Source organism: Chryseobacterium polytrichastri (assembly GCF_900142445.1).
GTDB classification, from domain to species: domain Bacteria; phylum Bacteroidota; class Bacteroidia; order Flavobacteriales; family Weeksellaceae; genus Chryseobacterium; species Chryseobacterium polytrichastri.
In genome coordinates, this window is record NZ_FRAV01000008.1 from 137,577 (window position 1) to 158,240 (window position 20,664).

Here is a 20,664-nt window from a genome sequence, read left to right on the forward strand (position 1 = left end):
AATGGTAACGTTGTGTAGCATATTTATCTACATTTATTGTAAAGAATGGCAGAATCTGTCATTCTTTTTCTTTTGATCTAAAAATAATGTAAGTATTACTGGTTAATTAGCTCAGCATCCTCCAACTCTTTCTCAAGGTAATGGATTTGTTCTTGTGTTAATTTCAAATTTCGTTTCCCTGAGAAACTCCCTTTTCCAAATTCCTCATATTCTTTTCGCCATTTGTAAAGCAACGTAACTTTAATGCTAAATTCTCTAGCTAGTTCCGAGATATTACTTCTTTCATTGCTTAATTCAACCGCTTTGGTCTGAAAAGCTGGATCATAATTTTTTCTTTCTTGTTTCATATATTTGTTAAAATTAATTTTTTTTAAGCTTCTGAATTAACCGTAGAAGTTTAGAAACAGCAGATGGGAAAAAACTTTTCAGTGTTTCCTGTAGCTAAAAATATTACCTATAAAATATAACATGAAGAAATCATCCGTACGAACGAAATCACTCTTAATATTATTCCTTATAACGTTTTTTGTAACCAATAGCTTTGCGCAAGATAGCGGACGCAAATTAATTAGCTTAAACGACCAGTGGGAATTTAAAAAAGAAAACGGGGTAACAGAAAAAGTAAACCTTCCGCACACTTGGAACGATAAAGATGTAATGGATGATGAGCCAGGTTATTACCGTGGTTTAGGTATTTATAAGCGTAAATTGAAGTTGGATGATTCTGCAAAAGGGAAAGATATTTATTTGGTTTTTAATGGCGTTGCACAAGAAGCTGAAGTTTTAATTAATGGTAAAACTGCTGGTAAACACATTGGCAGTTATACTCGTTTTACAGTAGCCATTACGCCATTTTTAAATTATAAGGATGATGTAATTGAAGTTAGGGTTACTAACAGATTTAATGAAGATATTCCACCTTTAACAGCCGATTTTACCTTTTTTGGTGGTATATACCGCAATGTAAATCTGTTAATTACCAATCCTGTTCATTTTTCGCAAAAAGAAAATGGCAGTTCTGGTGTTTTTATTACAACGCCACAAGTTTCTGCTGCTACGGCAAAAGTGCAGGTTAAAAGTATAATCGAAAACTTATCATTAGCTAAAAAAGTTCAGATACAAACTACAATATTTAATGCGCAGGGAAAGGAAATATTGTCCCAAATTTCCACCCTGAATATGCTTTCCGGAGGAAATGATACCGTGGTTCAGGAGTTAAATAACATTAAACAACCTGAACTGTGGTCGCCAGAAAGCCCTTATTTATACCGCATAGTGACTAAAATTATCGATATGAAAACCAAAACTGTATTAGATCAGGTTTCTAATCCACTTGGTTTTCGATGGTTTAAATTTGATGCAAATCAGGGTTTTTTCTTAAACGATAAGCCCTTAAAATTAATAGGAGCAAGTCGTCATCAGGATTATGAATATTTAGGTAATGCTACGCCAGATGCTTTGCAAATAAGAGATGTAGAGTTATTGAAAAAAATGGGTGGTAACTTTTTAAGAGTTGCACATTATCCGCAGGATCCATTGGTACTCGAAGCTTGTGACCGTTTAGGGATTTTAGCTTCAGTAGAAATTCCGGTGATAAACACCATTACAGAATCAGAAACGTTTACCAAAAACTGCCTTGATATGCAGGTGGAAATGATTAGGCAGAACTTTAACCATCCAAGCATTATTATTTGGGCATACATGAACGAGATTTTGCTTCGCACAAAGTTTGAGAACGATAAACCTCGTCAGCAAATTTATTTTGATCATGTTCGGGAATTGGCTCAAAAATTAGAAGATTTAACAAGAAAAGAAGATCCATCACGTTATACTTTGCTTGTTAATCATGGTGCATGGGATATTTATAATAAAGTTGGTCTAACAAAAATTCCAATGATTATTGGCTGGAATTTATATAATGGTTGGTATTCAGGCAGTCCGGCAGATTTTGCTAAATTCCTTGATCAGCATCATAAAGAGCTGGCTGATAAGCCAATGTTGGTTACGGAGTATGGTGCTGATGCCGATCCGCGTATCCGTTCATTTTCGCCGGTGCGTTTTGATAAAAGTGTAGAGTATTGCATTTACTTTAATCAAATTTACTTAAACGAAATGCTTAAACGCCCATTTGTAAGTGGCGGGATGGCTTGGAATTTGGCCGATTTTAATTCGGAAACCCGCGAAGAAACCATGCCGCATATCAATAATAAAGGGCTTTTAACCATTGGACGCAAACCAAAAGATACCTATTTTCTATATCAGGCGTATCTGGCAGATCAGCCTTATTTGAAAATTACTTCCGCACAATGGCAAGATAGAACGGGAGTGGCAGATTCTGCTTCCTTGTTTTGTACCCAACCTTTACAGGTGGCCACTAATTTAAAATCGGCCGAACTATTCTTAAACGGCAAAAGTTTAGGTATAAAAGAAGCTGTAGATCATGTTTGTAGCTGGCAGGTTCCATTTGTTGATGGTTTAAATCAATTGCGTGTGGTGGCTGGCAATAAAAGCGATGAGACTGATATTAACTTTCAATTGCAACCTTATCGCTTTACGGATCAGTTGGTTTCCTTTAAAAATATGAATGTTTTGTTGGGTTCTAAACGCTTTTATATCGATGAGAACCAGCACCAATTGTGGATGCCCGATCAGCCATACAGAAAAGGTTCTTGGGGTTGGATTGGTGGCGAACCATATAAGGGCACAAATAATCGAATTACTTATGGCAGCGACAAAAATATTTTAGATACCAACGATGATCCAATTTATCAAACTCAGCAAGTAGGTATTCAGCAATTTAAAATGGATGTACCTGATGGCGAGTATGAATTGTCGTTATACTTTGCCGAGCTGGTTGGTGGAATTTCTAAAGAGGCTTTAGTTTACAACTTAGATAATACTCATAAAAAAGAAGTAGAAGAGAATCGGATTTTCTCGGTACTCATAAATGGAGCAACTTTTTTAAACAATATTAACCTGGCTAAAGATTTTGGTTATACCACTGCAATCATTAAAAAGACCAGAGTAACTGTTCAAAATGGAAAGGGAATCACCATAGATTTTACACCTGTTGAGGGCAAGGCTGTTTTAAATGCATTACAATTAAGAAAAGTTTATTAAGCGGATAATCAACTATCTGCATGTATTTTATCAATTGATGTATTAAGAGCATTAACTATGTTTTTGATGATCTTTGTTAATTGCGGGCAGGGAATAAAGATGAAAATATTGCTTGGAATCAGGGTATGGAATTTTATGTTGACCTGAGAAGAAATAAAAAAGTGGTCATTGCTTTATTCTATCCCGAGAAAGGGCATGACCTTGAGCCCAACACTGCAGAAAGAAGAGATTTGGATCGTAGAGTGTTTGAATGGCTGGATTATTTTCTGAAAGACAAAAAGGACTTCTCGTGGATTAGCAAACAAATAAAGGAGGATGCTATATAGATCTCTTTCCTGTTTATTAAGTGAACTGCAAAGAGAACTAGAGCTCTGCCTTTTATGTCAAATCAGATTCTATTCCTCTTATTAAAGGCATGGTAAAAATAATCAGATTTTGTTGTGGTCGCAAAGCACATATTGATAACTCTTTTTAGTTTTTATAATCTTGAAACAATTAAGGTGACTTTTATATAAAAGAAATGCCCCGAAGATAGTCGAGGCGCTAAATGTTTTCACAACGGAATAATCCTTATTGTGAATTGCTTTTCAAAATTATTGAGACAAATATAAGCCAAAAATATGTTTATTGTTTTACGGAAAACCATAATTTAATTATTTTTTTTATTTCTATTTTTATACAATATCATAAAATTAATAGCTATGGCTAAAAAAATATTGGGTTTGGATTTGGGTGTTTCTTCAATCGGATGGGCGATTGTTGAAGAAGATGCTAAAAATTCAATGAATAATAAAATTATAAAGTTAGGAGTGCGGGTTAATCCACTGACTGTTGACGAGCAAATAAATTTTGAAAAGGGAAAACCAATAACAACGAATGCAGGGAGAACTTTAGCAAGAGGAGCGAGAAGAAATTTACAGAGATTTAAATTAAGAAGACTCCATCTCATTGATATTTTACAAAAAAATAAGATATTGAAACAAACTGACCTGCTTGCTGAAAGCGGGGGAGATTCAACATTTCAAACTCAAGAAATACGTGCAAAGTCGGCTAAGAAAAAAGTAGAATTATCTGAATTTGCACGAGTCTTACTTTTAATTAATAAAAAAAGAGGATATAAAAGTAGCCGTAAAGCCAAAAATGAAGATGAAGGGCAGATTATTGACGGAATGGCTGTTGCTAAAGAATTATATGAAGAAAATACAACTCCCGGAGAATATTCTTATGAACTTTTAAAATCAGGTAAAAAACAATTACCCGATTTTTATCGTTCTGATTTACAAGCTGAGTTTGATCGAGTATGGAATTTCCAAAAACAGTTTTATCCGGAAATTTTTAGTGATAATCTTTACAAAGAATTACAAGGGAAAAATAAAAATGCCACCTGGAAGATTTTAGAAATACCTTTTTCATTAGTTGGAATAAAGCAAGTTGGAACACAACAAGATAAAAAGATAGAAAAATGTTTTTGGAGAAGTGAAGCTGTTAAAAAGCATCTTGATTTTGAAAGTTTGGCTGTTGTTTTTCAGGAGATAAATAGCAATCTTAATAACTCCAGTGGTTATTTGGGAGCTATTAGTGATAGAAGTAAAGAACTTTATTTCAATAATCAAACGGTTGGAGAATATTTACATTGTCAACTAAAAGAGAATCCTCATAGTAAGCTTAAAAATCAGGTTTTTTATAGACAGGATTATCTGGATGAATTTGAAAAAATATGGGAGACCCAATCCAAATATCATGTGCTATTAACGAAAGAACTGAAAAATGAAATCCGTGATGTTGTTATTTTCTATCAAAGAAAATTAAAGTCTCAGAAAGGATTAATCAGTATTTGTGAGTTTGAAAATCGAGAGATTGAAATTACAGAGAATGGAAAAATTAAAAAGAAAGAAGTTGGTCTAAAAGTAGCTCCGAAATCTTCACTATTATTTCAAGAGTTTAAAATCTGGCAGGTTCTTAATAATTTACAGTTTCAAAATATTGAATCTAAAGAAATATTTCCGATTGATTTAGAGTTTAAAGAATCTATTTTTAATGAAGTAAATATAAAAGGAACGATTTCTGCGAAAGCGGTTTTAGATGTATTGGGATATTCAGGTAAAGAGTGGAAAACCAATTTTAAAGATATTGAAGGAAATAATACTAACGAAAATTTATATACTGCTTATTTAAAGATTATTGCTAATGAGGGAATTGAGTTTCCAAAAGAATTTAAATATAATCTTGATGATGATATTAAGGTTTCTAAGATAAGTTGTTCTGCTGGAAAAATAATAGAATTTGTTAGAGAAAAGTTTTCTGAACTAGGAATAAATACGTCTATTTTAGATTTTAATTCTGAACTGGAAGGAACAAATTTTGAAAAACAAGATTCCTACCAATTATGGCATTTACTCTATTCTTACGAAGGGGATGTATCTCCGTCTGGAAACGAAAAATTATATGAACTTTTAGAGAAGAAATTTGGTTTCAGAAAAGAACATTCCATAATATTGGCTGATATTGGTTTTCCACAAGATTATGGAAGTTTGAGCACGAAAGCGATGCGAAAGATTATACCACATTTAAAAGCTGGATTACCTTTTGCGAGGAAATCAGATAATGATACCATACTTTCAGCAACTGCAATGGCTGGTTATAATCATTCAAAGTCATTGACTAAAGAAGAATTAGCAAAAAGAGTTTTGAAGGAACACTTAGAAATTTTACCTAAAAATTCTCTACGAAATCCTGTGGTTGAAAAAATTCTCAATCAAATGATAAATGTTGTAAATGAAGTCATTAAAGAATATGGAAAACCCGATGAAATAAGGATAGAATTAGCAAGAGAGCTTAAAAAGAATGCAGAAGAAAGAGCTAATATGACTTCTGAGATAGGCAAAGCAACCATACAGCATCAGAAATATTCAGAAATATTACAAAAGGAATTTGGAATAAAATCGCCTTCAAGAAATGATATTATCCGATATAAATTATATTTGGAATTGTCAAATAATGGCTTTAAAGATTTATATACAGATGTTCAAATTAAAAGAGAAGAGCTTTTCACAGACAAATATGATATAGACCATATAATTCCGCAATCACGATTTTTTGATGACAGTTTTTCGAATAAAGTTTTGGTTCCAAGAGGGGCTAATCTTAAGAAAGGAAATCTAACCGCATTTGATTATCTGGAAAGTGAAGGAAAAGATACGCTGGGAAAATTCACCAATACCATCACAGAGTTTTATGATAAAGGGATAATCACTAAAGCTAAATATGAAAAACTTCAGAAAAAAGGAACTGAAATAGGGGATGGGTTTATTGAAAGAGATTTGCGAGATACACAATATATAGCGAAGAAAGCTAAAGAAATTCTTTTTGGAATTACCAATTCTGTGGTTTCTACTTCGGGAAGAATTACGGATAAATTGCGTGAAGATTGGAATCTCGTAAACACAATGAAAGAACTGAATTTGGATAAATACAGAAAGCTTGGTTTAACTGAAACTGTAATTAATTCAAAAGGAGAAGAAAAAGAAAAAATTATAGATTGGAGTAAGAGAAATGACCATCGTCATCATGCGATGGATGCTCTCACTGTTGCTTTCACTACGCACAATCATATTCAATATCTCAATTATCTAAATGCGAGAAAGAATGAAGCTCATAATCAGCATAAAATGATATCAAATATTGAAAATTTAATTACTAAAGTATTTGAAAAGAAAAATGGATCAAAACAGAGACGGTTTTTAGAGCCAATTCATAATTTCAGAGTTGCTGCTAAAAAGCATTTAGACGAAATATTGATTTCACATAAAGCAAAGAATAAAGTTGTTACAAAAAATATAAATAAGATTAAGAAAAAAGGGAGTATTATTTCTAAAATTGAACTTACCCCTAGGGGGCAACTTCATAAGGAAACTATATATGGGAGTTCTAAATATCTTAAAACCAAAGATGAGAAAGTATCTGGAAAGTTTGATTTAGAAACTATTAATAAAGTTCAGAATGAAAGGTATAAAAATGCTTTATTAGAAAGATTAAAAGAATTTGGAGATGATTCTAAAAAGGCATTTACAGGTAAAAATATTTTAGCAAAGAATCCAATATTTCTGAATATAGAAAAAACGGAACAATTGCCTGAAGTTTTAACTTTAGGTTGGTATGAAATAATTTATACAATAAGAAAATCTATAAATTCTGATAATTTTAAAGATTATAAAAATATAGATAAAGTTACGGATAAAAAAGTTCGCAATATTTTAACAGATAGATTGAGAGAGTTTAATGGAAATTCCAAAGATGCATTTTCAGATTTAGAAAAAAATCCTATTTGGTTAAACAAACCCAAAGGAATTGCGATAAAAAAAGTTACGATTACTGGAGTTAATAATGTGGAAGCTCTGCATTACAAAAAAGATCACTTCGGAAAAGAAATTCTGGATGACAAAGGGCATAAAATGCCTGTTGATTTTGTAAGTACTGGAAATAATCATCACGTTGCTATTTATGAAGATGCAGTTGGAAATCTACAGGAAAGAGTCTTGAGTTTTTATGAAGCTGTTGAAAGAGTAAACCAAGGATTATCTGTAATTGATAATGAATATAACTCTAGTTTAGGTTGGAAATTTTTATTCACGATGAAACAAAATGAAATGTTTTTGTTTCCGTCTGAAGATTTCAATCCTCAAGAAATAGATTTATATGACGAAAAGAATTTAAGATTAATTTCTAAGAATTTGTTTAGAGTGCAGAAGTTTGGTGAACTTTCGAAATCAGGTTTTTGGTTTAGACATCATTTAGAAACATCAGTTGATGTAAAAAAGGAATTGAGAAATTTTTCTTATCTAGACTTTTATAGTAAAGATTTTATGAAAACAATAGTTAAAGTTAGACTTAATCATTTAGGTAAAATCGTACAGGTAGGAGAATATTAAACTAAAAATGTGAATCATGATTACACGCTCAATCTATATCGGAAATCCAGCCTATCTCAAGCTTAAAGATGAACAGATGAAGATTATCTGTCCTGAAACTAAAACAGAGAGAGGAAGTGTTCCTGTAGAAGATCTGGGATTATTGATGCTGGATCATTTTCAAATTACGATTTCGCATCATCTTATTCAGAAAATGATGGGAAATAATGTTGTTGTAATAAGTTGTGACAATCATCATTTGCCACACGGCATTATGTTACCACTTTATGGACATACTGAACATTCAGATAGAGTAAAAGATCAACTGGAAGCCAGTGAGCCACTAAAAAAACAACTTTGGAAACAAACAATAGAATGTAAAATTGAAAACCAAAAGGAAGTTCTACGACGGCTTGGTAACTATTATGAACCTATGATTCACTATCAAAACAATGTGAAAAGTGGTGATATTACGAATATGGAAGGAATTGCTGCACAACACTACTGGAAATACCTTATCAGTTTAGACTTTTTAAGACAGCGTTTTGGTGATTCACCTAATCTGTTTTTCAATTTTGGTTATGCGGTTCTCAGAAGTATTGTGGCAAGAGCTATTGTTGAAACTGGTTTATTACCTGTTCTTGGGATTTTCCATAAAAATAAATACAATCCCTATTGTTTGGCAGATGATCTTATGGAGCCTTACCGTCCATTTATTGATTTATTGGTGATGGATTGGTTAAAAGGAAATCCTGAAAATGAGAAATTGACAAAAGAGTTTAAAGCCCATATTCTGCAGGTAGCCACAAAAGACGTGAGTATGGATAGTAAAACAAGACCATTGTTAGTTGCTGTTAAAACAACTGCATCATCGCTTTATAAATGTTATACAGGTGAAAAACGATTGATCTCTTATCCTGAACTAATATGAATACCGAAAGGTTTAACGCTTACCGAATTATGTGGGTTTTAGTATTATATGACTTACCAACTGAAACTAAAGCAAATATGAAGGATGCTAATCGTTTTCGGAAAGCTTTGATTGATGATGGATTTACATTGTTTCAGTTTTCAATGTATGTACGCCACTGTCCAAGCCGAGAAAATGCTGAAGTTCATATTAAAAGGGTCAAGTTTATGCTTCCTAAAGCCGGAAAAGTTGCTATTATGAGTATTACAGACAAACAATTTGGTGATATTGAAATTTTCTTTGCCAGAAGTAAAGAAGAACCACCTCCAACCTTTCAACAGCTGGAATTATTCTAAATTTTCAATTCTAAATGTAAAAATAACCTACTGATTTATAGTAGGTTATTTTTTGAGGCTGTGATTAATCACGAAGATAATAATTTTTGAAAGCAATTCACAACTTAGAAATGGTAAGTCATAATGTTGTTTGAGCTGTGATTAATCACGAAGATAATAATTTTTGAAAGCAATTCACAACATGGAACCAATCAGGCATTTAGAGAATGAGGCTGTGATTAATCACGAAGATAATAATTTTTGAAAGCAATTCACAACAAGCTTGTCTTTCTCTTAACAAACGATTGAGCTGTGATTAATCACGAAGATAATAATTTTTGAAAGCAATTCACAACTAACTGACTTTGCAAAAAGGATGGCAGGTTGCTGTGATTAATCACGAAGATAATAATTTTTGAAAGCAATTCACAACAGTGTTAAAATACAAGCATTTGCTTCAACAGCTGTGATTAATCACGAAGATAATAATTTTTGAAAGCAATTCACAACACCTCCATAGACGTAACGCCATCAGCTAATGCTGTGATTAATCACGAAGATAATAATTTTTGAAAGCAATTCACAACAATCAACACCTCCGCCAATCGAATTAATTTGCTGTGATTAATCACGAAGATAATAATTTTTGAAAGCAATTCACAACATAATATGTTTGTTGAGGTTAAAAAGAGTAGCTGTGATTAATCACGAAGATAATAATTTTTGAAAGCAATTCACAACCGTACAATCTTCCGGCATGTGATGGTTCCAGCTGTGATTAATCACGAAGATAATAATTTTTGAAAGCAATTCACAACATTAATTCTTTTGGGGAAATAGATTCAGTAGCTGTGATTAATCACGAAGATAATAATTTTTGAAAGCAATTCACAACTAACACCCGTAACAACATAGTGATTTTTCGGCTGTGATTAATCACGAAGATAATAATTTTTGAAAGCAATTCACAACGCTATAGTAGATGATGAAACAGTCGTTACAGCTGTGATTAATCACGAAGATAATAATTTTTGAAAGCAATTCACAATTTGCTGATATGTACAGTTCTGATGGTGTAAGCTGTGATTAATCGCGAAGATAGCAATTTTTTAAAATAAGGTATTGAATTTTATGTTGGCCTTAGAAGAAATAAAAAAAGAGCACACTACTTTATTCTATCCTGATAAAGGTTATTATATTGAACCCAATATTCTAGAAAGAAGATAAATCTGCATCGTAGAGTTTTAGAATAGCTGGATTATTTTTTGAAAAATAAAAAGAATACTTCATGAATCAGTAAACAAAAAAAGAAGGATGCTGTATAAGCATCCTTCCTTTTTATTACTCTACTTTAAATAGAGGAGTTCCACACATCGTTGGACTGATGGGTTGATTCCTTAACTGGGTAGACCCATCTTCCGACCAAAAACATAAATCGACTCCGACAGTGTTACATTTCTGATCCGTGATTTCACATAAACCAGTTTGTTGGTTGATATGATAACCGGATACCAATACGGCCTTCTTGTTGTCTGCTGTTTTAGTGGCCAAAGCAGATCCTGTTCCTATGATTAAAAGGATAGCAGGAATAATTAGATTTTTCATAATAAAAGAATTTGGAATAAGTGCCTACTCTTTTTTACAGGTTTTCGGCTTTTCCTGTACTGTAGCTATCAGTTATTTTTTTGTTTAGTTTATATTTAATTAATTCATTTCCAATAATTAGATATAAGGAGCTACCATTGACCATCATATTTGAAATGCTGACGTCATTTCTGTTGTAGATATAAAAACTACCCAGATATTCTTGCTTGTCTGTACGATAAATGTCAATAATGGAAGCTCTTTTCCATGTCTGTGGAGATTCATGTTTGCCAATTAAATTGGATTGATTAAATAAAATACCTCCGTACACCGTGGAACTTTTATTTACTTTTAATGGAGGAGCTACCATTTTATAACTTCCGTTTGTAAGTTTCCGGATTTTAACCCGAGCAATGGTGGTTGTATCTATTGTATGAAGTTGGTGCTGTACTTTGAAATCATTGTTCATAACTATAATTTGATTTCGGTAGCTGTGAATATAGATAAGATTGGATTTTTTTCGGTCGTAAAGCAATTTTCCATCTGAATCAAAAATACCGTCTTTCTGTTTCTTTAGGATATTGGCATATAGATTGACGACTGCTCGACGACTCTTTTCAAGTTTCAGACCTGCCAGTATGAATTGTTTATTTTTAGTAGCGATGGTTCTAAAAGCAAATTGGGTTGAGTCTAAAGGTATAAATTGATTAAAATATACCTCATTATAACTTATTGTTTTAGCTATAGAATCTTTTATACGCCCACGATAAATGACGGGAACGGTGCCATCATATAAATAATAGTAGGGTTTCTGAACTTGTAATTGTACATTTCTAAATTGATAATGGGTATTGTCAAGGGTAAGCTTACGTGCTGAAGCTCTGATTAAGGTTGTATCTACGGTTGTAAGAATGAGAGGGGATTTGGGATCTCCCAAATATATTTTCTCATTTTCAATACCTGCAAGATAATAGGAATCAGCACTTAGTGGCAACGCTTTGGATTTCATTACTGCCGTAGGAATAAATCTCCGCGTAAAATTATTCTCCTTTTTTATCATATGCTCTGAAGTCAAAAATAAATAAACAACAGTCCCCGAACTTAGAATAAGTAGTAAACTTATGTTGGAAATCAATCTTGAGGTTCTCGTACTTCTTTTACGCTCCAATAAAATGATTGCCACTATTAATAGTATTGTACAAATAATATTAAAAGTTAGATGCTGTGTCCAGTTCATGTTTTGTAGTATTCCACCACAAGAACAGGGGATGAAATCACTGTAATTCAATATTAGATAGATATAAATGGTAAAAGCTGCCATGAGAAAAAGTGAAGCATACAATCCTAGAAGTCTTGTTCTTAAAAAAGACAACGCTATAACGATGATTAATTCTATAATAATTGTGCTGTAAGATATCAATCCCGCATATGTACTCAGTAATGGGGACTGCGCAATCTGGACCTGAAAGTTTTCAAAATCCATTATTTTACTTATGGCTGCATAACAGAATAAGAGGATGAAGAAATAGGATGTGATGTTAGGAATCTTAAGAATTACATTTTTCATGATAATATTTTTATACTGTTATCAACCGACCTGTATGAGTTTCCATTGGATTATTTTTCCAAAGTACTTAGGCATTTGACTGCCCTTTGCAACAGGGCAGGTGGTTCTGAAATTGCCTGTACTTTCCCAAATTCCACTGATAGGGCAGGACGTTCCTGTTGTACGAAGGATTGATTTTGTACAAAGATTCTGTGGCTCAGTTTTGCTTGTCATTTGGTTTCTGATTTAAGCTTCCAATCCTGTCCATCTTTTATGGGTGGATCAATTTCGTTACTGTCTGGAATCTTTAAAGAGTCTCCATTTTTTAGGTTTTCACCTTCGTTTTTTGTTTCCTGTTTGATCGTCAAATTAGGAGTTTCAGAAGCCGTAATTGTTTCATCTGACTCTCTGCAAGAAGAGAGAGATAATGTGCATAATAAAAGGGTTGTTATTGAGATAAACTTTTTCATGGTAATTGATTTTTAAGGTTATCTCGGCCGAGTTTTTAGTGGAATTCCTGAGTCAAAGATATTGGACTAAAAGCCCCTGAAAAAGTGTTTATAGGCATTGTTTAAAAATTCATACGTCATGATTTTTAAATTTTGACAGATCCTTACAGTAATAAATGTTTATTAATAGGAATCTATAGGGATATATCTTGATTTAATGAATAACTTATTGTTATTCAATGTTTTTTATTCTAATTTGTTTAATTTTGGAATGATCCATTTCCCAAAAATACCATTATGACTATCGTCAAAAGTATCCTCGTAGCCAGCTTTATTTTATTATCATCTTATTATTTGTACGCAGGTGAAAAAAATGAATATGCAGATATCAGAAAAAACTATGAAAATTTAATAAGAAATGATATTCGGGCGATTCCGTATATCAATGAGTATATTAAAAAAGCAAAAAAAGAGTTGGATTATCCTAAACTGGTACAGGGATATAGAGATGCGGTTCTTTACAATCCGTCGGAATATAAGAAATTGGCCTATGCAGACAGTACCATTTATGCTGCTTTACGTTCTAAGGATGATGATTTAATAACGTATGCTTATTTAGGGAAGGGTATTGTGTATTATTTCAGTTTTAAAAAATTTAAACCTGCCTTAGACCAATATGTAAAAGCTTATCGATATTCAAAAAATACAAAGAATGAATATCTTAAATATAAGGTGATTTACCATTTGGGAGTAGTGAAAAGTTACTTGGGGTATTATGAAGAAGCAATAGATCATTTTAATGAATGTATTGCATTTTTTGAACGGAAGACAAAAGATAAGCTACATCCTAATATACTGTATGATCATCAGAGAGGATATCTGAATAGTTTACACCAGATTACCATATGCTATGGAAACTTACAGCAATATAGCAAGGCAGATAGCATCGTTACTGTAGCCCTCTCAAATATCGCAGACAATAAAGATTTTTTGCTTGAGAAAAGTTATTTTTTTAAGTCGAAAGGGATATTAAAGTTTTATCAGGATAATTATGAAGGTGCTATTGTAGATTTTCATCAGTCATTACCTGAGATCATTAAGACGGGTGATTTTGAATGGGTGTCTATTATCTACTTTTACCTGGGGAAATGTTACCTGAAATATGATACGGAAAAATCAATCCGTAGTTTTCAGAAAGTAGATTCTATTTTTAACAGACATCATTTTGTAGTGCCTAGAATCAGAAGTAATTATGAATATTTAATCAATTACTATAAGAAAGAAAAGGATATTGGTCAACAGCTTTATTATACCAATCAGCTGTTAAAAGCTGATAGTTTGATCTCTAAAGACTTTACCTATCTGTCTTCTAAAATTCATAAAGAATATGATCGACAGTCTTTGTTGGATGATAAAAAATATTTATTACAGACGAATCATAACAGAACACTTTTAACGATTACCTTCTTCGTATTAACTTTTATTTTTTTACTTCTTTTTATACTGCATTATCGTAAAGAGCGGAATAGTACAATCAAATACAAATTGCTTCAGGAAAAATTTAACGCTGCCAATAGCGTTGAAAAGGGTAAGGGAAAATCTCTTATTCCTGTTTCCGTATCCAAGAAAATGATTTTAAGTGTTGAGATTATAAAAGAGCTCACTGAGAAATTACATGCTTTTGAAAAAAATAATGAATTCATTCAGAAAGGACTGACTCAGAGAAAGCTGGCATTGAAACTAAAAACAAATACCTATTATCTTTCTACGTTTATCAATGAAACGAAAGGCATTAATTTTAACCGATACATTGGAGAAATGAGAATCCATTATATTACCGTACTTATATATTCACATAAGAAATATCTAAATTATACTATTGAAGCATTAGCTGAAGAATGTGGCATCTCGACCCGACAAAGTTTTTCTGATCTGTTTTTCGAGTTTAATGGAATGCGGCCGAAAGATTTTATTCGCAAAAGGAAAGAAGAAGTAGATAATAGCTGAAATTCAGTCGGTTAATATGGTTTTTGTAAATTTTCCTAAAAAAGGTATGGTTACAAAAACATTTTTTAGAAAAATTGAAAAGCTTTGGGAAGAGTTAAATAAAGAATTGGCTCTTATTTCAGAAGAAACAGAACATATGATTCATGTTTCTGAAAAAGCACTGATCAAAATTGATGAAACAATTCGGGAAATAAAATCTGTTGTTACAGATCTTATCTTTGAAAGTATAGCAGAAGAAGTTTATTTTTTCAAAAGTATAAAGCCTTTATTTCTTTCAAAATTTATCTATTATTCAAAAATACTCAGTATTGAGACCTCACAACCCTCTGCAGGAAAGAAAGAACTTCGAAAGTATTATGAAAACGAACTTTTAAAACTGAAACGGTATCACTCAGAACATAAGGATTTTTATATTTATTACCATCGCAATGCCACCTATCTGGATCACAAATATTTTGTCCGCGGATCCTATGACCTGACTATGGAATTATCTTCCAATCTTTATAATTTTGATGAATATTTTACCACTTCTCATGATGGGATGATCTCCCAGATTATGGCTAACGAAATGCTTGAAGTATATCTATTGGACAAGATCAATGCTATTGGACAGCTTCCGCTCAATACAATTGCTCAATTTCCTTTGTCATGGTCGGCGTCTAAAGTTTCATTAGTGGAACTCTTGTATGCTCTTCACCAGACCAATTGTTTTAATGGAGGAAATATTGAATTTAGTGAGGTTATAAAAGCGACTGAAAAATTGTTTAAAGTGAATTTAGGCAATCCTTATAAAACAATAGGGGAAATTAAGAGCCGAAAAAATAACCGGACTAAATTTCTAACGATGCTTAATGATCATCTCAATCAGCTGTTTCTGAGCAGTGATGAATAGAATGACATGTTATGTTTTCTTCCTAAAAAGCAATACGAACGAATAAGTATTTATTATAGACGTCTTTATCCATAGGCTGTATCAGACAATCGTACGGTAGTACCGAAAAGCTACCAAAAGAAATTCTGTGGGATAATCAAAATTTGTCATATCAAACAATTTTGAAATTATGGCAATATCTATTATCACAAAAGAAGACCTTCAGGAGTTTAAAACTGAATTGCTGGAAAGCATTGAAAAGTTACTTCAGGGTAACACATCAGAACAAAAATTATGGCTTCGGACCTCAGAGGTCAAAGAACTGCTTCATGTCTCTTCCGGAACTTTACAGAATATGAGGATCAACGGAACTTTATCCTACAGTAAAGTAGGAGGGATGCTGTATTATAATTATAAAGACATCCAGAAATTAATGATGGATTTCAAACGTTCACCGATAATCAATACTCATGGAAAAGACGAAAGATAAAAATATCATTCTTTTTTTTGAAAGAATTATTGAAGATGATCGGCTACATCCTGCGCATATCAGCATGTATGTTTCTCTGTTTCAATTCTGGACCTGGAATAGATTTGAGAATCCTATTTCTATTTCAAGAAAAAAAATAATGAAGGAGAGTAAAATCAGCTCTATTGCAACGTATCATAAATGCATCAAAGAGTTGAATCAATACGGGTATATCATGTACGAACCAAGCTATAATTCCTGTAAAGGTAGCTTGGTTACTATGGTAGATCCTAATCATTTCGGTATTCGGAAAGAGGGTGTTGAAACTAAAGTTTATCACGAGAATATCTTTTTGATTCCTCAAGTTTCAGAGGTTACGCTCTTTTTTTTAGAAAGGGATTTGAAGGTGGAGGAGGCTGAAGTATTTTATGCTCACTATCAATCTCAGGACTGGAAATTGGATCATCATGCAGGGAAAATGAAAAGCTGGCGGGCTGCTGCCAGATGTTGGATTATGAAATTAAAAGATGAGGATCAACAGGTTGTCCTTGTACACACTACTCCTAAAAATGACTTCTCATGAACATAGACAGAGTGGAGTTTTTAGGATGGATGGAACGTATTATGAAACGTTTTGATATTCTTGGAGAGGATATCAAGGGTTTTAAAGATCCGCATCATACGATTGATGGTGAAGAACTTTTGGATAATCAGGATGTATTGCAACTGTTGAAAATTAGCAGCCGTTCTCTTCAGCGTTATCGCTCTTCAGGTAAACTTCCATATTATACGATCAGTGGTAAATTATATTACAAATTATCTGATGTTCATCAGTTTATCAGACAGGGGTTTTCCAGATCAGTGCAAAGAGCCGGGACAAAGACAGACTAATTGTTCCAGGCAAAGACGAGTCTATGTGGTAAGGTTCTCTGGGTATTAGCTTAGGACCAAATTATAAAATCATCTGTTATGAATGAATTAGAATCATCTGCACCTGAAATCGCTGACCAGCTTTCTGATATTGTATTGGTTTTCAATAAGGAGAAAATGAAAATTGAAGCAGTTAAAGGGATAGGGCAAAATGGAGAACTGGAAACTGTCTCGCCAGATAAAAACCATCAGAATCAGTTTATGAAAATTGATAAAACCGGAGATTTTTTCTCCAATTTCTTTTCTAATTTTCTAAGCCAGCTTAAAAATCCCACCCAATTTTCATTCTTTAAAGTTCCTGCTCCTATCGCCATTGAGGTGGCTGATGAACTACAGAAAGCAGCTTTAGATTCCTCTGAAGAAAGTAAGGAAGTCTTTGCGAAGTATGAGATTAACACAAAACAAGAAATTAACAAACAACAAAAACAAAATAAAATGGAAAATTCACCCAACACACCAGAGGCCAATGAATATCGTTACAAAGCAGAAGATATTGATTGGAAAACCATGAATAATCTTGGATTGAATCAGGAAAAACTTGAGAAGCTGAAAATATTGGAACCTTTACTCAAGGGCTACAAAACCAATGATCTTGTTTCAATAAGCCTTAATCTGGGCAGTGCTATTACACGAATGGATGCCCGACTTTCTCTTCAGCACAATAATGAAGGACAAGTAGTGGTTGCCATTCATGGTATTCGCAAGGAGCCTAGCCTCCAGTATCCCTTTTTTGGTCATGAATTTACGCAGGAAGATAAAGATAATCTGCTGAAAACAGGAAATATGGGCCGGATTGTAGAGCTTGAAAATCTTAAAAGTGGCGAGAAAATTCCTTCTATTATCAGTATTGACCGATTAACCAATGAGCTGATTGCTCTTAGAGCAGAGAAAATTAAAATTCCTCAGGAGATCAAAGGGATTAAACTGACGGATGAGCAGCAGCAGAATCTTATGGAAGGGAAGTCGCTGTATCTTGAAGGAATGATCTCTACGAAAGGGAAACCTTTTAATGCGGAGGTACAGTTTAGTGCGGATAAAAGGTATGTGGAATTTTTATTTGATAATAACCTTCAGCATAAAGTGCAACAGACTCAAAATGATAAAGCTCCTAAGGTATTTAGAGGAAAAGAGCTTGATGATAAGCAGTATGATAAGTTTAAAGCAGGAGAGACTGTGTATGTTGATGGGCTTATTGATAAAAAAGATCAGGAGTATAAAGGATATATAACTTTTAACAAAGATACCGGGAAAACTGAGTTTTCTTTTAGCAACCCTGCAGTATTAAAGGAAAATGCTAAGCCTTCTGAAGAGCATAAAACGCAGGTTGTAGTAAATTCGGAAGGTAAAGCAAATGAAGCAACAAAAAATACGAAACAGTCTTTGAAGTCTGGACAGAAAGATTCTGATGCTCCACAAAAGGCTGAAACTCAAAAACCGGTGAAAGCCAGATCAACCCAAAAGAAAATACGATGAAATTAGTTATTGCGGAAAAACCTAGTGTCGGTAGAGAAATCGCTGCATTATTAGGAGCACATGAAAAGAAAGAGGGATATTTTTACGGGAATGGGTATAGTGTGACGTGGGCGTTCGGTCATTTGATCAGCTTGGCTATGCCTGAAGAGTACGGGGTGAGTGGGTTTACCAGAGAAAGACTTCCCATCCTGCCTGACCCTTTTATATTAATAGTAAAAAAAATCAGGAAAGCTCAATTGTATGTTGTGGATCAGGGAGCAGCAAAACAGTTGAAAATTATTGATGGGTTAATGAAACAGTGTGAAAGTATCATTGTGGCAACTGATGCAGGGAGAGAAGGAGAACTGATCTTTAGGTATATCTATGACTATCTGAATGGGAATAAACCTTTTGAAAGATTATGGATCAGTTCTTTGACAGAAAAAGCGATTCGTAAAGGATTTGAGAACGTAAGACCTGGACATGATTTTGACTCTCTTTATCAGGCAGGTTTAGGACGAAGCCGTGCGGACTGGCTGGTGGGAATCAATGCTTCTCAAGCATTAAGTATCGCTGCCGGTTCCGGTATTTATTCTTTGGGGAGAGTGCAGACTCCAACATTGGCTTTGATCTGTAAAAGATATCTTGAGAATAGGAATTTTGCCATTCAACCATACTGGCAAATTCGAATAGAGCATAGAAAAGAGTATATTGATTTTACCTGTCTTTCAAAGGAGCAATGGAAGGATAAAAAGTCGGCTGATGATGTACTGAAATCTATTCAAAGAAAAGGGGTAGCCACTGTTATCACCGCCAAAACCAAAAGTATATCAGAACAGTCCCCCTTGTTATTTGACCTGACGGGCCTGCAAAAGGAATGCAATAAAAAGTTTAATTTTTCGGCAGAAGAAACATTGAATATTGCACAAAGCCTTTATGAAAAAAGGTTTATTACCTATCCGCGTACAGGAAGCTGTTGTATTCCTGAAGATGTATGGCCTGAAATTCCTCATTTGATCAGATGCATGCGTGAGAAAGAATCTTTAGCACAAGCTGTTGCAAAGATTATGTTAGGGCAATTGGCAAAGCGTATTGTGAATCCTCTTAAAGTAACGGATCATCACGGGTTATTGATCACCGATAAAATGCCTTCTGCACTTTCGGTGAAAGAATCAACTGTATATGATGTGATTGCTCTGCGTCTGTTAGAAGCAGTATCGCCTCCATGTCAGAAAGAGATTACTCATATTTTGACAGAAGTCAATCATTATGAGTTTTCTTGTAAAGGGGTCAGAATAAGGGAAGCAGGGTGGCGTAATATTCAGGGAGGTTTTGGTGAGGAGAATGAGGATCCAATACAGGAACTTCCTAGTCTTATTACTGGAGACGAACTTAAAATAAAAGTTGCAGGAGTATTGGAAAAAAAGACCCGACCTCCTGTTTTATTTACAGAAGCAGGGTTGTTATCGGCAATGGAAAATTGTGGAAAAGGAATACAAATAGAGGAGGAGCGGAAAGTCCTTCAGGCTGCTGGTATCGGTACTCCAGCAACCAGGGCAGCTATTATTGAAACCTTATTTAAACGGGATTATATGATCCGTAAAAATAAAGCGTTGGTTCCTACTGAAAAGGGTCTCAAGGTTTATGATTTGATTAAAGACAAGAAAATTGCAGATGCTTCGATGACGGCTCAATGGGAACTTGCCTTACAACATATTGAAAATGGAGAATCGGATGTTGCTACTTTTCAGAAGGGTATAGAAGAGTATGTATCGGTTATAATAAGAGAACTTTTAGCTTGTTCTATTGCCCATGAACAGATTCCTGAACTTCTTTGTCCACGATGTAAAAAGCATCCCCTTTTACTAAGAGAAAAAGTGGTTAAGTGCTCCGATGAAAGTTGTGGTTGGTTGCAGTTTAGAATGATTTGTGGTAAGCAGTTGAAGGTAAAAGATATTAAGGATCTCATTGATCATAAAAAGACTTCTTTGATCAAAGGAATGAAAAGTAAAGCGGGGAAGAAGTTCGATGCATTTATAGTAATGAATGATCAAGGGGAAACTTCTTTTATGTTTGAAAAATAA

The 20,664-nt window shown here is 33.6% G+C and carries 17 protein-coding genes and 1 CRISPR repeat array; of the genes, 12 read left to right on the top strand and 5 right to left on the bottom strand.

Going from position 1 to position 20,664, the window contains the following annotated elements:
- Positions 1 to 95 precede the first annotated feature (95 nt).
- Entirely contained in the window at positions 96 to 347 is a 252-nt protein-coding gene (locus tag BUB80_RS07090; RefSeq protein WP_073292218.1) for a transposase, read from the bottom strand.
- Positions 348 to 468: 121 nt separating this feature from the next.
- Here BUB80_RS07090 and BUB80_RS07095 point away from each other — a divergent pair, with 121 nt between their 5' ends.
- From BUB80_RS07095 to cas2, 5 genes are all read left to right on the top strand, one after another.
- Complete coding sequence (locus tag BUB80_RS07095; protein ID WP_073292220.1) at positions 469 to 3,120, top strand: glycoside hydrolase family 2 TIM barrel-domain containing protein; 2,652 nt, start codon at positions 469 to 471, stop codon at positions 3,118 to 3,120.
- 80 nt (positions 3,121 to 3,200) lie between these two features.
- Positions 3,201 to 3,446, top strand: coding sequence for an alpha/beta hydrolase family protein (locus tag BUB80_RS07100; RefSeq protein WP_073292221.1), 246 nt, complete (start codon positions 3,201 to 3,203; stop codon positions 3,444 to 3,446).
- Positions 3,447 to 3,821: 375 nt separating this feature from the next.
- Positions 3,822 to 8,048, top strand: coding sequence for a type II CRISPR RNA-guided endonuclease Cas9 (cas9, locus tag BUB80_RS07105; protein WP_073292223.1), 4,227 nt, complete (start codon positions 3,822 to 3,824; stop codon positions 8,046 to 8,048).
- A gap of 16 nt (positions 8,049 to 8,064) precedes the next feature.
- Positions 8,065 to 8,958, top strand: coding sequence for a type II CRISPR-associated endonuclease Cas1 (gene cas1 / locus BUB80_RS07110; RefSeq protein WP_073292225.1), 894 nt, complete (start codon positions 8,065 to 8,067; stop codon positions 8,956 to 8,958).
- On the top strand, positions 8,955 to 9,293 hold the full coding sequence (gene cas2, locus BUB80_RS07115; protein WP_073292227.1) for a CRISPR-associated endonuclease Cas2: 339 nt from the start codon (positions 8,955 to 8,957) through the stop codon (positions 9,291 to 9,293). The genes cas1 and cas2 overlap by 4 nt, the downstream gene beginning before the upstream one ends.
- 57 nt (positions 9,294 to 9,350) lie before the next feature.
- Positions 9,351 to 10,321: a CRISPR direct-repeat array (repeat unit 47 nt; unit sequence GCTGTGATTAATCACGAAGATAATAATTTTTGAAAGCAATTCACAAC).
- A gap of 292 nt (positions 10,322 to 10,613) precedes the next feature.
- Here the strand turns inward: cas2 and BUB80_RS07120 are convergent.
- From BUB80_RS07120 to BUB80_RS07135, 4 genes are read right to left on the bottom strand one after another with little or no spacing between them, the layout of a single operon-like run.
- Entirely contained in the window at positions 10,614 to 10,877 is a 264-nt protein-coding gene (locus BUB80_RS07120) for a DUF6520 family protein (RefSeq protein ID WP_073292228.1), read from the bottom strand.
- Positions 10,878 to 10,911: 34 nt separating this feature from the next.
- A complete protein-coding gene (locus BUB80_RS07125; RefSeq protein WP_073292230.1) occupies positions 10,912 to 12,423 on the bottom strand; it encodes a MauE/DoxX family redox-associated membrane protein in 1,512 nt (503 codons plus the stop codon).
- Between the two features lie 21 nt (positions 12,424 to 12,444).
- The gene (locus BUB80_RS07130; protein ID WP_073292232.1) at positions 12,445 to 12,636 is read right to left on the bottom strand and encodes a hypothetical protein; all 192 of its coding nucleotides are present in this window, start codon (positions 12,634 to 12,636) and stop codon (positions 12,445 to 12,447) included.
- A complete protein-coding gene (locus tag BUB80_RS07135; RefSeq protein ID WP_073292234.1) occupies positions 12,633 to 12,872 on the bottom strand; it encodes a hypothetical protein in 240 nt (79 codons plus the stop codon). The genes BUB80_RS07130 and BUB80_RS07135 overlap by 4 nt, the downstream gene beginning before the upstream one ends.
- Before the next feature lie 276 nt (positions 12,873 to 13,148).
- Here BUB80_RS07135 and BUB80_RS07140 point away from each other — a divergent pair, with 276 nt between their 5' ends.
- From BUB80_RS07140 to topB, 7 genes are all read left to right on the top strand, one after another.
- Positions 13,149 to 14,858, top strand: a complete 1,710-nt coding sequence (locus BUB80_RS07140; RefSeq protein WP_073292236.1) for a helix-turn-helix domain-containing protein — start codon at positions 13,149 to 13,151, stop codon at positions 14,856 to 14,858.
- A gap of 46 nt (positions 14,859 to 14,904) precedes the next feature.
- Positions 14,905 to 15,750: an RteC domain-containing protein gene (locus BUB80_RS07145; RefSeq protein WP_073292237.1), complete on the top strand. Its 846-nt coding sequence runs from the start codon at positions 14,905 to 14,907 to the stop codon at positions 15,748 to 15,750.
- Positions 15,751 to 15,919: 169 nt separating this feature from the next.
- Positions 15,920 to 16,219, top strand: a complete 300-nt coding sequence (locus BUB80_RS07150; RefSeq protein WP_073292238.1) for a helix-turn-helix domain-containing protein — start codon at positions 15,920 to 15,922, stop codon at positions 16,217 to 16,219.
- Positions 16,200 to 16,781, top strand: a complete 582-nt coding sequence (locus BUB80_RS07155; protein WP_073292240.1) for a hypothetical protein — start codon at positions 16,200 to 16,202, stop codon at positions 16,779 to 16,781. Before BUB80_RS07150 ends, BUB80_RS07155 begins: the two co-directional genes overlap by 20 nt.
- Positions 16,778 to 17,089 carry a helix-turn-helix domain-containing protein gene (locus BUB80_RS07160; protein WP_073292241.1) on the top strand — a complete coding sequence of 104 codons (312 nt, stop codon included), beginning with the start codon at positions 16,778 to 16,780 and terminating at the stop codon, positions 17,087 to 17,089. The genes BUB80_RS07155 and BUB80_RS07160 overlap by 4 nt, the downstream gene beginning before the upstream one ends.
- 78 nt (positions 17,090 to 17,167) lie before the next feature.
- Positions 17,168 to 18,601, top strand: a complete 1,434-nt coding sequence (locus BUB80_RS07165; RefSeq protein ID WP_073292243.1) for a DUF3945 domain-containing protein — start codon at positions 17,168 to 17,170, stop codon at positions 18,599 to 18,601.
- Positions 18,598 to 20,664: a type IA DNA topoisomerase gene (topB, locus tag BUB80_RS07170; RefSeq protein ID WP_073292244.1), complete on the top strand. Its 2,067-nt coding sequence runs from the start codon at positions 18,598 to 18,600 to the stop codon at positions 20,662 to 20,664. Before BUB80_RS07165 ends, topB begins: the two co-directional genes overlap by 4 nt.